The 13,387-nt window shown below is 71.9% G+C and carries 15 protein-coding genes; 2 read left to right on the forward strand and 13 right to left on the reverse strand.

The features are described from left to right. Window positions 1-44: 44 nt before the first annotated feature. The 12 genes from OG842_RS09245 to OG842_RS09300 form a co-directional block, all read right to left on the reverse strand. On the reverse strand, window positions 45-656 hold the full coding sequence (locus tag OG842_RS09245; RefSeq protein WP_266729161.1) for a DUF6099 family protein: 612 nt from the start codon (window positions 654-656) through the stop codon (window positions 45-47). A 123-nt stretch (window positions 657-779) separates the two neighbouring features. Continuing rightward, the gene (locus OG842_RS09250) at window positions 780-1,148 is read right to left on the reverse strand and encodes a nucleotide pyrophosphohydrolase (protein WP_266729162.1); all 369 of its coding nucleotides are present in this window, start codon (window positions 1,146-1,148) and stop codon (window positions 780-782) included. After that, window positions 1,145-2,356 carry an ATP-binding protein gene (locus OG842_RS09255; RefSeq protein ID WP_266729163.1) on the reverse strand — a complete coding sequence of 404 codons (1,212 nt, stop codon included), beginning with the start codon at window positions 2,354-2,356 and terminating at the stop codon, window positions 1,145-1,147. Before OG842_RS09255 ends, OG842_RS09250 begins: the two co-directional genes overlap by 4 nt. A gap of 132 nt (window positions 2,357-2,488) precedes the next feature. Further along, window positions 2,489-2,887 (reverse strand): cell division protein SepF, encoded by a 399-nt coding sequence (locus tag OG842_RS09260; RefSeq protein ID WP_266729164.1) that lies wholly within the window; start codon window positions 2,885-2,887, stop codon window positions 2,489-2,491. Window positions 2,888-2,991: 104 nt separating this feature from the next. Beyond that, complete coding sequence (locus tag OG842_RS09265) at window positions 2,992-4,266, reverse strand: cytochrome P450 (protein WP_266729165.1); 1,275 nt, start codon at window positions 4,264-4,266, stop codon at window positions 2,992-2,994. Continuing rightward, window positions 4,263-4,877, reverse strand: a complete 615-nt coding sequence (locus OG842_RS09270; protein WP_266729166.1) for a GTP-binding protein — start codon at window positions 4,875-4,877, stop codon at window positions 4,263-4,265. Before OG842_RS09270 ends, OG842_RS09265 begins: the two co-directional genes overlap by 4 nt. Continuing rightward, window positions 4,855-5,208, reverse strand: coding sequence for a DUF742 domain-containing protein (locus OG842_RS09275; protein WP_266729167.1), 354 nt, complete (start codon window positions 5,206-5,208; stop codon window positions 4,855-4,857). The genes OG842_RS09270 and OG842_RS09275 overlap by 23 nt, the downstream gene beginning before the upstream one ends. Continuing rightward, window positions 5,205-5,630: a roadblock/LC7 domain-containing protein gene (locus tag OG842_RS09280; RefSeq protein WP_266729168.1), complete on the reverse strand. Its 426-nt coding sequence runs from the start codon at window positions 5,628-5,630 to the stop codon at window positions 5,205-5,207. Before OG842_RS09280 ends, OG842_RS09275 begins: the two co-directional genes overlap by 4 nt. Further along, complete coding sequence (locus OG842_RS09285) at window positions 5,627-6,997, reverse strand: ATP-binding protein (protein ID WP_266729169.1); 1,371 nt, start codon at window positions 6,995-6,997, stop codon at window positions 5,627-5,629. Before OG842_RS09285 ends, OG842_RS09280 begins: the two co-directional genes overlap by 4 nt. A gap of 71 nt (window positions 6,998-7,068) precedes the next feature. Continuing rightward, window positions 7,069-8,070 (reverse strand): MBL fold metallo-hydrolase, encoded by a 1,002-nt coding sequence (locus OG842_RS09290; protein ID WP_266729170.1) that lies wholly within the window; start codon window positions 8,068-8,070, stop codon window positions 7,069-7,071. 371 nt (window positions 8,071-8,441) lie between these two features. After that, window positions 8,442-9,614, reverse strand: coding sequence for a Gfo/Idh/MocA family protein (locus OG842_RS09295; protein WP_266729171.1), 1,173 nt, complete (start codon window positions 9,612-9,614; stop codon window positions 8,442-8,444). Between the two features lie 256 nt (window positions 9,615-9,870). Next, window positions 9,871-10,671 carry a DeoR/GlpR family DNA-binding transcription regulator gene (locus tag OG842_RS09300; RefSeq protein ID WP_266729172.1) on the reverse strand — a complete coding sequence of 267 codons (801 nt, stop codon included), beginning with the start codon at window positions 10,669-10,671 and terminating at the stop codon, window positions 9,871-9,873. 184 nt (window positions 10,672-10,855) lie between these two features. Here OG842_RS09300 and OG842_RS09305 point away from each other — a divergent pair, with 184 nt between their 5' ends. Beyond that, on the forward strand, window positions 10,856-11,740 hold the full coding sequence (locus OG842_RS09305; protein ID WP_266729173.1) for an SIS domain-containing protein: 885 nt from the start codon (window positions 10,856-10,858) through the stop codon (window positions 11,738-11,740). A 196-nt stretch (window positions 11,741-11,936) separates the two neighbouring features. Then, complete coding sequence (locus OG842_RS09310; protein ID WP_266729174.1) at window positions 11,937-12,731, forward strand: acyl-CoA thioester hydrolase/BAAT C-terminal domain-containing protein; 795 nt, start codon at window positions 11,937-11,939, stop codon at window positions 12,729-12,731. Between the two features lie 61 nt (window positions 12,732-12,792). On the opposite strand, the gene OG842_RS09315 is transcribed toward OG842_RS09310, so the two are convergent. Beyond that, window positions 12,793-13,344, reverse strand: coding sequence for a hypothetical protein (locus OG842_RS09315; protein WP_266729175.1), 552 nt, complete (start codon window positions 13,342-13,344; stop codon window positions 12,793-12,795). Between the last annotated feature and the right edge of the window lie 43 nt (window positions 13,345-13,387).

The raw sequence follows: 13,387 nt of genomic DNA on the forward strand, positions 1-13,387 counted from the left end.
CCTCCGGACGCCCCTCGCCCGCCTCCCGCGGCCTCCCCGCCCGGTCACTCCCGGAGCCCCGCGCGACCGCGGCCGACCGCGCCCGTACCCGCCGGTCCACCGACGCCGCCGACCGCGCCGTACGAGCCGTCCGCGCCATACGCGCCGCACGGGCCATGCGCTCCGTACGGACCGTCCCGCCCCCGGCCGCGCTCCAGATCCTGCTGCCGCTCCCTGTCGTGCTCGTCGAGGCGGCGGAGCATTCCGTGCACCCGGTCCATCGACTCGTCGGCCGCGTCGATCGCTTCCATGCACTGCCAGTACAGCCCCTGCTCGTCGGTCTCGCAGGCGACACCGACCAGGGCCATCCCCACCTCCCCGAGCAATGTACCCAGCCCCGTCAGCGTCGCCCGGGGTTCGGCGAGCTCGGAGAGCTGCGCGGCCCGCGCCACCCCGGCCCGCGCCGCCGGATGGTCCAGCGACCCGCTGCTCCGCCCCCCGATCTCGCTCAGCCCGCGCGCCTCGCCCCGTAACTCCTTGGGCCCGTCGACTGCCAGGCGGCTGCCGATCGCCTGGGCCAGCGCCTGCGCCTGCCAGGCCTCCGCGATGATGTCCGGCGTCCCCCTGCTCTGAGCCAGAGCACGCCGGCTGACTCCCACAAGCCGTTCCGCTTCCATGCGTTCCCCCGTCCGTACGAAAAGCCGCTCACCTCATCCATTACCCACAGTGAGGTCACCGGTACCGAAAAGCCAGAGGAATTCGGAAATCTGTGGACACAAAATCGATTGTGGGCAAGTTGATCACTCCGAAGAGTGACGATCGCCTGATTCTGTGGACTCCTGGCACTCCGGCGCCGGGAATCGGGACTCGTTCCGGTCGATCTTCTCCGACAGGGCCGCGAGCGCGTCGATCCCCAACACCTCGCAGAACTGCAGCAGATACGCGAGGACATCCGCGACCTCGTCCGTCACCTGGTGCGCGGTCCCGGGCCGCTCCATCACCCGCGCCGACTCCTCCGGCGTCAGCCACTGGAAGATCTCGACCAGTTCGGCCGCCTCGACGCTCAGCGCCGACGCCAGGTTCTTCGGGGTGTGGTACCGCTCCCAGTCCCGCGCGGCCGCGAACGCGGCGAGCCGTCGCTGAAGGGTCTGTACATCCAGTTCAGTCACGGCTCAAGGTCTACCACCGTCACCCCGGGCGTCTCCCGGGCCCGTACCGCGCCCGGCTCCGTGACCGTGCCGACCAGCCTGAGATGCCCGGCCGCCCCGATCGACAGGGCCAGGGAGACCAACTCGCGCAACTGCCTTCCGTCCAGGTCACGGTCGAGTCCGTCGGCCAGCACGGTGAGGGTCTGCATGGCCGACGGCACCTCTCCCGCTGCGTCCACCGCCAGCACCCCGGGACCGGTGAGCAGCACCAGGGCGAGGGCGAGATACCTCAGCTCGCCGTCGCCGAGCCGCCCGGCCGGGGTGACCCGTCCCCCGCCCCGGCCGAGGACCGCCCGCAGCGAACCGTCCTGGAGCCGTTCGACGCCCAGTGCGGTCACCGGCCCCGCGCATCCGGCGTGCGCCGCGGCGACCAGCCGGGCATGGCGCTGCGCGCACTGCGTGCGCGTACGCTCCAGCACCGCCGCCAGGTTGTCGCAGCCGCGCCGCAGCCTGCCGTCACCGGCCGGCACGGAGGCCCGCATCCGCTGCGGTTGCGGTTCGCAGGCGAAGACCGACCGGAGGGCCACCACCATCTGCTCGGCGGCGGCCAGGACCCGTAACTGCCCCTCGGTCCGGCCCGCGACCCGCAGCGGCAGCAGGGCCGTGCCGAGACGGTCGTCCGGCAGTGGCGCCCGCGTCACCGGGACCGCGCCCGCGGTGTGCCAGGCCGCCTGGACCGTGGCGCGTCCCGGGTCGCGCAGCGCGGTGGTGAGCAAGGTCTCGCCGCCGCCGGTCAGCCGTTCACCGACGATGCGGAGGGTGGGCTCCGCCTGGACGGCGACGTCGAGCCGCACCGGTCCCGCCGGGCCGTCCGCCGTGCAGCCGATCCGGAAGCCGCGGCGGCCCTGCGCGTCGGCCGCGGCCCCCTCCGGTACGCAGGCCGCCGGATCGGGGAAGACCTCGTCCAGCGGGTCTCCGCCGCCCAGCCGCGCCAGCGCCTCGTACGCCCGTAACGCGCTCGACTTGCCGCTGCCGCCCGGTCCGCCGAAGAGCGTGACCGGGCCGATGGGGAAGGCGGCGCCCCGGTGCGAGGCGAAGGCGGACAGCCGCAGTTCGGTGACGACGGGCCCGGCGGGGTGGACCCGCGTGCGTGCGTCGGGGGATGTGCCGTCCGGCGTGGTCGAACCGGTGGGCGGCAGCGGGAAGGCTTCGGGGCGGAGTGCGGTCATGGGCGGACGGTATGCAGGCCGTCAACAGAAGAACCGTTCCGCCTGAACGACCTTCCTACGATCGGGGGACGTCCACCCGCCTCGTACGCCCACCTCGCACTCCCCCTGCCACCGCCCGCCCCGGCAACCCCCCTACGAACCAGGAAGGCCCGCCGCCGTGACTCCCTCGACCTCCATGCCGACCGGCGACAGCAGGAAGACGTTCCGGTCGACCCGGTGCATTCCGCTGCCGAGGCCGAAGACCACCCCACTGGTGAAGTCCAGGATGCGCTTGGCCACATCCGTCTCGGCGCTGGTCAGGTCGAGCAGCACCGGAATCTGGGCAACCAGGTATTCGGCCACCTCCCGTGCGTCCGCGAAGACCTGGACCCGCAGCACGACGAGTCGCCGCTGTTCGGCCGTTTCGGTCTCGTCGGGAACCGTGCGGTGATCCACCCTGGACGGCCACTCGTTGCGGCTGCGCAGAGGTACGACCTGGGCAAGCCCCTCCCACTGCTCGTCCGTGACGTCGTACCTGTCGTACCTGCTCACCGGACCACCCCGTCTGTGCTTCGGTTGGCGTTGCGCCGGCTGCGCTCGCTGTTCATCGGGCAATTCTCTCGCCACTCACCCGTTCGGCGTACCACCGACACGGTTCATGGGCCGATCGACACCGCCGGCGGCCCGTCCGCCGCTTCCCCGGCGGTCCTGTGCTGGTGGGTCTCCGCGCTCATGTCGACGGGGGTGAACCGTACCGGAAGCCGGGACAGTGCGCGGTGGAAGGGGCCCGGACGCCACTTCAGGGCACTGGCCTCGACGGCCAGTTCCGCGTCACAGAGCTGGCTGGTGAGCTGCTCGATCGCGGTCATGGCCATGAGCAGCGCCGGCTGCTTCGCCGGGCAGCGGTGCGGGCCCGCGGACCAGGCCAGGTGGGCGCCGGCCCCGGAGCGGACCGCGGAGCCCGAAGGGCCGGGCGTAGAGCGGGTGTTGGCCGCGGCGTAGGAGACCAGGAGGAGTTGTCCCGCGCGCAGCCGCACGCCGTGGAACTCCGTGTCGTGGCGCGGGTAGTGTGCGGCGAGGTTGGCCAGCGGCGGGTTCTGCCAGAGGACCTCGTTGACCGCCTCGTGCGCCGTCATCGCGCCGCCGTGCAGCGAACCGGCGTAGCGGGCGTCGGTGAGCATGTGCAGCAGCGCGTTGCCGATCAGATTGGTCGTCGGATCGTGGCCCGCGCTCATGATCAGGGTGATCTGACGCACAGTCTCGTCGTCGTCGAGATTGGCCGGGTGGCCCAGCAGGTACGAGGTGAGGTCGCGGCGCGGGCGGGCACGGCGGTCGGCGACCAGCGCGGTGACGACCTCGACGAGGTCCGCGTACGCGGCGGCGGCGTTCTCGGCGGAGTTGAACATGCCGGCGATGCCGTTGACTATGCGTTCGCCGTCGCCCGGCTCAACCCCGAAACAGATGGCCAGGACGTGCAGCGGGAGCCGTCGGGCGTACTGGGCGATGAGGTCGGCGCTTCCGGTGGCGGCGAACTCGCCGATCAGGCGCCCCGCGACCCGGGTGACCTCGGCCCGCAGGGCGTGCGGTTCGATCAGTGCGAGGCTGTCGTTGATGGCGCCGCGGTAGCGGGCGTGCACGTCGCCGTCGCTGAACAGCGCGGTGCGCCGGTAGCCGAGCATGGGCAGGACCGGCGAGTCCTCGGGGACGGTGGCCTGCCAGGCGCGCGGGTCCTTGGTGAAGGTGTGGGTGTCGCGGAGCAGATCGACGGCGGCCTGGTAGTCGGTGACCAGCAGGGCGTCGATGCCGGGGGCGAGCCGGACGGGCGCGAGGGGGCCGTGTTCGCGCAGGCGCCGGTAGTGGCTCTGCGGGTCGGCGGCGAATTCCGGACCGTACAGGGCGAGGGGCTCCGGCGGCTGTGCGAACGCTGTCATGACGGGTCCTCGGGCCTGGGCATCTTGGTGAGTACGTGCTCGGCCAGCGCGATCAGGGCGTCGATGCTGCCGCGGCGTTCGCGGGCGTCGCACTGCACCAGCGGGGTCTCGGGGGCGAGGTCGAGGTGTTTGCGCAGGACCTCGTCGGTATGGGCGGGGGCATCGGGGAAACGGTTGACCGCGACCGCGTACGGCAGGCCCTGCTCCTCGACCATGTCCATGACCGCGAAGGAGTCGGCGAGCCGGCGGGTGTCGACCAGGACGACCGCGCCGAGCGCACCGCGCGCGATGTCCTCCCAGAGCGGCAGGAACCGCTGCTGGCCGGGGGTGCCGAACATGTAGAGCACCAGGTCGTCCAGGACGGTGAGCCGGCCGAAGTCGACGGCGACGGTGGTCGTGGTCTTGTCCGGCAGCCCCGCGGTGTCGTCGAGCCGGGTGCTGGACTGGGTCATCGCCTCTTCGGTGTGGAGCGTGGCGATCTCCGACAGCGTACGGATCAGGGTGGTCTTGCCGACGCCGAACGGACCCGTGACGACGATCTTCATCAGGTTCCGGGCGGCGGGCGGCAGATAGCCGATGCCGGTGCGGTCAGTGGAGGGAGCGGAGTCCAACGAGCAGCCTCTCGACGAGCGACCGGTCGATCTCCCCGGCGGCGGGGACGGGCGGTCGGGTGTGCAGGTGTCCGGCGGCCGCGAGGTCCGTGGCCAGGAAGACGGTGGCGCTGACCGGCAGGTCCAGGTGGGCCGCGCACTCGACGACGGTGAGCGCCCCCGGTTCGAGCAGCTCGCAGAGTCTGCGCTGTTCCGAGCCGGTGTCCGGGGGCAGTTCGGTGTCGGCGCGCACGAGTATGTCGAGCCGGTCGAGCGCGGGACCGGCGGGCCGGGTCCGGCCGCCGGTGACCAGATAGGCGGGTATCAGACGGCGCCCCGGGCCGGAGGTCATGGCCGGGCGGCGGTGTCCGGCAGGCGGGCGGGTGCGTTCATCGCCCGGGTCAGGGCGGTGACCTGCACCTGCATCTGGTACGCGATGTCGCCGAGCTTGGCTCCGGGTTCCGCGAACAGGGCGAGTGTGGTGTTGTTCCCGGCCGGTACGACGATGGCGAAGCCCTGGTCGGACTCGACGACCGTCTGGGCCAGGCGCGGTGCCTCGACGTCGGTGAAGGCCGTGGTGAAGGCGCGTGCCGCGGCGTGCAGCGTGGCGGTCATGGCGGCGACCCGTTCGCCGGAGGCCCGGTCCAGGCCGGGTGAGGCGCCCTCGACGAGGCCGTCTCCGGTGGCGACCACGGCGTGCTGGACTCCGGGGAGCTCCAGCAGCGGGGTCAGCACCCATGCGAGGTCACCGGTGGTGGAAGTGGGGGCGCTCACGTCTGGTCGTCTCCTTGCTCGTCCCGGTCGTCCGGGTGGTCGTGGTCGTCCGGTGCCGGGGCGGATGGCGGCCCGGCGACGCTCCTGCCGTTGAGGGTGCCCTGCTGGAGTGCCGCCCAGGAAGCCCCGGCCTGCTCGGGTGTACGGGGCACCTGTTCGCGCTCCGGGGCGGCGCCGGCGGGCGCCTGCGGGGCCGGGGCCGGGCGTGGTGTGCGACGACGTCGGCTGGGCAGCGCGGGGGCCTGTCCGCCGGCGGGTTGCGGCACGGGGGCGGTCTCCTGCTCGGTCGGCGCGGGAACGGTGGGCGAGGCGGGCGTCCGCACCGGCTTCGGGGCGAGCGCGGAGAGGCTGTGGTCGTCCTCCAGCACGGTCAGCAGATGGGCGGGGACGCGCAGGATCGTGCGCATGCCGCCGAACGGCGATTCCTCGATGTGGCAGTTGAAGCCGTACTGGAGCACCAGCCTGCCGACGACGGCGAAGCCGGTCTGCGGCGGATCGCCCAGCTCGGTCAGCAGGATCTCCGGCGGGCCCGCCACCAGGGCCCGTGCCCGGTCGAGCGCGTCGTCGTCCATGCCGATGCCCGCGTCGTCGACCATCAGGAACGCTCCCCGGCCGCCGCTCTGCTGGAGGGTGACCTGGACGTCGGTGTCGGGGTGCGAGTAGGCGGTGGCGTTGGCCAGCAGTTCGGCCAGGGCGATGGCGAGGGGTTCGGCGGCACGGGCGACGAGGCCGAGCCGTTCGTCGCGCAGGTGGTTGGCGACCTTGACGCGTTCGTAGCCGGCGACCCGGGACTGGGCGCCGAGCACGATCTCGACGAGCGGCGAGTTCTGGCGGGCGAGGCCGGGCCAGGCGTCGCAGAGCACCGCGGTGGCCTGGGTGCGTCGCAGCGCCAGTTCGTTGCGGAAGTCCAGTTGCAGGATGCGCGGGTCGTCGTACTCGTGCTGGAGCTCGTGCAGCAGCTGCTGGGACTGGTTGAGCAGGGACTGGATCTTGGCGGAGGTGCCGCGCATCGCCGCGCGGGCGGCCGCGTCGACGCGGCCCCGCTCCTCCAGGACGGCCGTGCGCGCGGCCTGCACCGCCTCTGTGAGCAGCCGCGCGGAATCGCCGTCGATCTCGGCCGCCTCCCGCAGTCCGGGGACCTTGGCGGTGGGGTGGGAGAGGGCGAGCGCGGCGACGGGTATCCGTTCCCGGGCCAGCTGGCCGATCTCGTCGGTCAGGGCCGCGGTACGGGCCTCGGCGGCCTTCATCTGCCGTTCGGCCAGCTCGGCGCGGGCCGCGGCGATGCGTTGGGCACGCGCCATGTTCTCCGCGTGGACCATCGCCGCCACGGCGGCGGCGACGGCGATCACCGCCACTATCCATCCCATGCCGTCACCGCGTTTCTGTTGTCGGACAGGTCGTTCGGGGAAAAGGGGTGGCCCTCCTGGCAGGAACGCCCCTACCGCTCCGTGGGTCCGGCCGGCTCATGCGGCTGCTCCAGTTCCTGAGCGACCACGGCGACCTCGGTCATCACCTGGAGCACTCCGGGCAGTTCGGAGCCGTCGAGCTGCCGGTACTCGCTGCCGATGGTCACCACCAGCCGTTCGGGAAGCCCCAGCTCCGGGTAGCGCCCCTCGGCGATGACCCGGCGGGCGGCCTCGACGGCGGGGATCCCGGCCGTGTGGAAGGCGTGGGCGCGCTCGCGCACGTACTCCAGGTACACGATGTGATCGCGTACCCCGGCCCGGTCGAGGAGCGGGCCGTGTCCCGGGACGACGGTCCCGGCGCCGGTGGCCAGCACCCGTTCGCAGGCCGAGATCAGATTGCTCAGCGGGCCCGCCCAGTGCACCGGGTGGTCGCCCGGCTGCTCCGGGGTGGAGGAGAAGATGATGTCCCCGGTGAACACGGCACCCTGCGCGGGCAGATGGACCATCAGGTCGCCGGTGGTGTGCGCGGACGGCAGCGCGGAGATCTGGACCGGGTACTCCCCCAGCGTCAGTTCGAGCTCGCCGGTGAAGTAGGTGGTCGGCACCACCGGCTCGGTCCGCGACCAGTCGAAGGTGCCGAAGTGACGTGCGAGATACCCCCCGAGCGGGGTGGCCCGATCGCCGGCCGCGACGAGGGCGTGCTGCTGCTGCGGCGTGGGTTCGTAGTGGATGTGCTCGCGGGCCTCGCGGGTCGCGATGATCTCCGCGTCCGGGAGTACGCCCGCGCCCCAGAAGTGGTCCCCGTTGGCGTGGGTGACGATCACCCGGTCGACCTGGACGCCGTCCGGCAGCCGTTTCGTGGACTCGGCCAGGAACTGACCGGCCAGCACGGCGTCGTAGGGGGTGTCGATCCAGAGCGCGCCCCGGGGCGAGACGAGCAGGCCGCAGTTGGCCAGCCCCCAGCCCCGTTTCGGCGGGAGCCATGCGTACAGGCCCCTGCCCAGGTCAACGACGTCTCCACCCGTGATCGACATGGACGCGATTATGCCGACCGAGATCCGGCCACGCGTTCGAACTCGGCCACCACAGGGTTCCATTGGCGCAAAATCGACGCCCACACCCCCTGGCGGCACAGCCGCGGTAACCCTGCGAGACCGACGCACCCCGCCCTCACCCGTCACCTTCCAGGCGATTGCCCCCAATTCACCCGACGATGTCACGCGTCTCACCGAACACCCACCGGGCGGCCGCCAAACGGGAATGCGCCGATTACCCACCGAGCATGGCTGAAAACAATCGCATGGAGACCTTCACCGAGACCTTCACCAAGACCTTCGGGGACGGCACCGGAAGGCACCGTCCCCGAAGGTCTCCGCGACTGCGCACCGGTCACGCCGGTCGAGCGTTACCCGACCTGGCCGCCCTCGAAGTAGGCGATCAGCTCAGGGTCGAGGGCCGGCACCTCGAACGGCGTGCCGCCCTCGCGCAGGGACCGGGTCGCGAGCACACCGGCGGCGACGCTCATCCGGGCGGCGACCGGCGAGGTGTCGGTGACGCCCCCGTCGCGCACGAACCGGCAGAACTCCTCCATGATCCGGCTGTCCCCGCCGCCGTGGGAGCCGTCGGCCTCCGGCACCCGGTAGGTGATGTCGGCCTCGGCGCGGTATCCGCTGGGGCCGGTGTTCCAGACCTTGACCTCGTCGCCGGGGCCGTCACCGAAGTTCTCCAGGCGCCCCTCGGTGCCGATGACGGTGTAGTTCCGCCAGTAGTCAGGGGTGAAGTGGCACTGCTGGTAGGCGGCCACGACGCCGTTGTCGAGCTGCATGTTCATCACCGAGACGTCCTCGACGTCCACGATGTGGTGCAGGTCCTTGCGGGCCGTCGGCGGCCAGTCGAACTCGCGCAGCCAGTTCGCCGGGCGCGGGGTGTCCGGCTCACGGCGTGGCAGATCGCCGTAGACGAGGAGGTCGCCGAGCGCGTTGACACGGCGGGTGTAGCCGCCGGCCAGCCAGTGCAGCACGTCGATGTCGTGCGCGGCCTTCTGGAGCAACAGGCCGGTGGTGCGGGTCCGGTCGGCGTGCCAGTCCTTGAAGTAGTAGTCACCGCCGTACCCGACGAAGTGCCGCACCCAGACGGCCTTGGGCTCGCCGATGTCGCCGCGGGCGATGATGTCGCGCATCAGCCGCACGACACCCATGTGGCGCATGTTGTGTCCGACGTACAGCCGGGTCCCGGTCTCGTACGCGGCGCGCAGGATGTTGTCGCAGCTCTCGACCGTGATCCCGAGCGGCTTCTCGACGAAGACGGCCTTGCCGGCCCGCAGCGCGTCGATGGCGATCGTCTCGTGGGTGTCGTCGGGAGTGGCGACGATGATCGCGTCGAGGTCGTCCCGGCCGAGGAGCTGCTTGTAGTCCTCGACCGCGACATCGGCACCGAACTGCTCGGCCTCGCGCCGCCGCACCTCGGGGTCGAGGTCGCAGACGGCGGTGATCGCCGAGCCCTGTCCGGGGTGATGGGCGGAGGTCGCGATGGAACGGCGCAGGCCGAGCCCGATGACGCCGAGTCGCAGGTCTGACACGGGGGTCCCTTCTGGTTGTACTGGTGGTGCGGGCGGGGTTCGTACGGGGATGGGTGCGGCCGATGCTCCTGCACGGCGACACTCACATAGTTCATGACAGCGCATGCAAGTGGCAAGAGTTGTTCGTTTCATGGACTTAGCGAGCATCAATTGACATCTATGCGCCTCGGCGCAAACAAAGAAGCAGCGCGCACGAAGAAACGGCGGGGTGCCGCCCCGCGTCCGGGACGACTCCCCGCCGTCGGGCGGCCGGTGCTCACACCGCGATGACCGTGACCCCGGCCTCCGTGAAGCGGGCGGTCGCCTCGGGGGTGATCCCCTCGTCGGTGACCAGGAAGTCGACCTGGGACAGATCGCAGACCCGGGCGAAGGCCCGCTTGCCGATCTTCGAGGAGTCCGCGGCCACGACCACGCGCTGGGCCTGCTGGGCGAGCAGGCGGTTGATGCTGGCCTCGCCCTCGTGGTGGACGTACGCACCGCGCTCGGTGTCGATCGCGTTGACGCCCAGCACGGCGACGTCCAGCGTGATCTCGCCCAGCACCCCGCTGGCCAGCGGGCCCGTCAGCTCGTACGACTGGGGCCTGGCCACTCCGCCGGTCACCACGATCTTGATCTGCGGCCGGATCACCAGCTCGTTGGCGATGTTGAGGGCGTTGGTGACCACGGTCAGGGTCGGCTGTCCGCCCATCCCCGTCGCGCCCTCACCGACGACGTCGGAGCGCACCGCCAGCGACCGGGCGACCTCGGTCAGCGTCGTACCGCCGGTCAGTCCCACCACCTCGCCCACCGCCACCAGTTCGGAGACCGCGCGGCCGATGGCCTGCTTCTCCGGGGCGTGGCGCCCGGTCTTGTAGCGCAGGGCCAGTTCGTAACTGACGCCGTGCGCCACCGCGCCGCCGCGGGTACGGGTGAGCAGCTGCTGCTCGGCGAGCTGGTCCAGGTCGCGGCGGATGGTCGCGGCCGAGACGTCCAGCGTCGTGGCGGCGTCCTCGACGTCCACCCGGCCGTTCTTACCGACGAGTTCCAGCAGCGCGTTCCACCGGGCATCCCTGGACAAGGCACCTCTCCTCACAGGCCGGGCTTCGGGCACCCATCCCCTTGGGTACGGTCACCGGACACGCGCAAGCGTCGCACAAGGCTCCACCCAGTCAAGCTTCCTGCACGCAGAATGCTTGATAATGCTCGTACATCCCGTATAACGTGCGTAAACGAGCATCCCACTACGAGTACGGAGTGCAAAAGTGTCATTTGTCGAGATCGAGACAGCCAGTCAGCCGGAATGCTGGCGTCGCGCCGCCGAGCTGGCCGAGACGCAGTCGGCCGCGCTGCCCGCCACCGGCGAGCGCATCGCGGTCGTCGGCTGCGGCACCTCGTTCTACATGGCTCAGGCGTACGCCGCGCTCCGCGAGGGGTCCGGTCAGGGCGAGTCCGACGCCTTCGCCGCCTCGGAGTTCCCGTTCGGCCGCGGCTACGACCGGGTCGTCGCCCTCACCCGCTCGGGAACGACGACCGAGGTGCTGGAACTGCTCGACCGGCTCCGTGGTGTCACCCGTACCGTGGCCATCACCGCCGACCCGAACACCCCGGTCATGACGGCGGCCGACGATGTCGTCGTGCTCGAATTCGCCGACGAGCAGTCCGTCGTGCAGACCCGGTTCGCGACCACCGCGTTCACCCTGCTCCGCGCCCACCTCGGTCTGCACACCGAGGAAGCGGTGCGCGACGCGGAGACCGCGCTGGCCGAGCCGCTGCCCGAGGGCCTGGTGGAGTGCACCCAGTTCACCTTCCTCGGCCGCGGCTGGACGGCGGGGCTCGCCAACGAGGCGGCGCTGAAGATGAAGGAGGCGTCGCTGTCCTGGACCGAGTCGTACCCCGCGATGGAGTACCGCCACGGCCCGATCAGCATCGCCACTGCCGGCACCGCGACCTGGATGTTCGGCACCGCCCCCGAGGGGCTCGCGGAGCAGGTGCTGGCGACCGGCGCCCGCTGGGTGGAGAGCGGCCTGGACCCGCTGGCCGACCTGGTGCGCGTGCAGCGTCTGGCGATCGCCCGTGCCACCGCCCGCGGTCTGGACCCGGACAGCCCCCGCCACCTGACCCGCTCCGTCGTGCTCACGGACGCCTGACCGGCCGATGCGCATCATCGAGCACGTCTTCGGCGGTCCCTGTCCCTGCGAAGGCGATCCCGGCGAAGGCGCTCGCGGAGCTGTTCCCGGGGCTGCTCACGGAACCGGGACCCCTCGCGAAGCCCTTCACCGGGGCGTTCGCGAGGGGTTTCTCGCCAGGCCGCAGCACGGACCGGACGGCGGCCCGGAGGTCGGGGTGCTCGTGCTCTCCGGGTCCAGCGGGCGGATCGAGGACGAGCGGTGCCGACTCCTGGCCCTGGAGGGCATGGCCGCCCTGTCGATCCGCTGGTTCGGCGGCTCCGGACAGCCGCCGGGCATCTGCGAGGTCCCGCTGGAGACGTTCGAGCCCGCGATCGAGGTGCTGCGCGCGGGCGGCGCGCGGCGGATAGGCGTCCTCGGTACGTCCAAGGGCGCGGAGGCCGCTCTGCACCTGTCGGTGCTCCTGCCCGGCGTGGACGCCGTGGTGGCGCTCTCGCCGACGTCCCTCACCTGGGCGAACGTCGGGCCCGGGACCGATGGACAGGACCGGCCGTGCCGGTCCTCCTGGACCTGGCGCGGTGAGCCGCTGCCGTTCGTCCCCTACGACGACTCCTGGGCACCCGCGCCCACACGGCCCGAGGGCGGTCCGATCGCCGTTCGCGGCTGGTACGAGCAGAGCCGGCGCACGTTCGCCGACCGGGTCGACGCGGCGAGGATCCCGGTGGAGAGGTCCGGCGCCGAGCTCGTCCTGGTCGCGGGCGGCGACGACGAGATGTGGCCCTCGCTGCCCTGCGCCGAGGAGCTGGCCGACCGCCGCAGAGCGGCCGGCCTGCCCGTACGCGTCGTCGGCAGCCCCGAAGCGGGCCACCGCCCGCGGCTGCCCGGCGAGGGCCCGGCGCCCGCCTCCGCGCAGTTCCGGTACGGAGGTTCGACCGCGGCGGACGCGGCGCTCGGGGCGGCCGCCTGGCCGCACATCCTCGACGCGCTGCGCGGCACGCACGGCCCGGCCTGAGGACCGTGCGGGGGCCGGTGGGCGGGACGGGGCCGCCGGCCTCGCCCACACGGCCCTCGGGTCAGGACTCCTCGAAGTAGGCGTCCAGAACCTCGTCGAGTTCCGCCGCCCACTCCTTGAGGCTGCTCCTGGCCGGCGCCTCGACCTCGGCGTTGAACCACCGGCGGGTCGACATGTGGACCGTGACGGTGAACCGGCGGCCGAACCGGGGCAGCTTCACCTCGACGGCGCCGATCTCGTCCCACCGGAAATCGGCTTCCTGGTCGTCCAGCCGGAACCGGACTCCCGCACGGTCCGCGGTGATCGAGCCGCGACGGTCGCTCACCTCGAACGAGGGGCCGTCCGCCGCCTCCTTGTCGTCGGCCGCATCGGACACGGCCTCTGCCTCGTCGCCGTCGTCGGGGGCGGCGGCGTCGGCCGCTCCCTCCTGCGCCGCTTCCCGCTCCGGCTGTTCCTGCTCCGCCTGTTCCGGTTCTGTCTGCTTCAGGTCTGGCTGCTCCAGGATCGTGTCCGGTTTGTCGGCCTTGACGGGGGCCGTGAGACCGGGGATGAACGCCGGGTCTGTCCCTGCGGCGTATCCGGGCTGAGTGTTCGGATCTATGCGCTGCTCCACGGCGGGCAGTATGGCCGACGAACCTGTACCGGGCCAACGAACC

Origin of the sequence: Streptomyces sp. NBC_00376 (genome assembly GCF_036077095.1) — a bacterium.
Classification (GTDB): domain Bacteria; phylum Actinomycetota; class Actinomycetes; order Streptomycetales; family Streptomycetaceae; genus Streptomyces.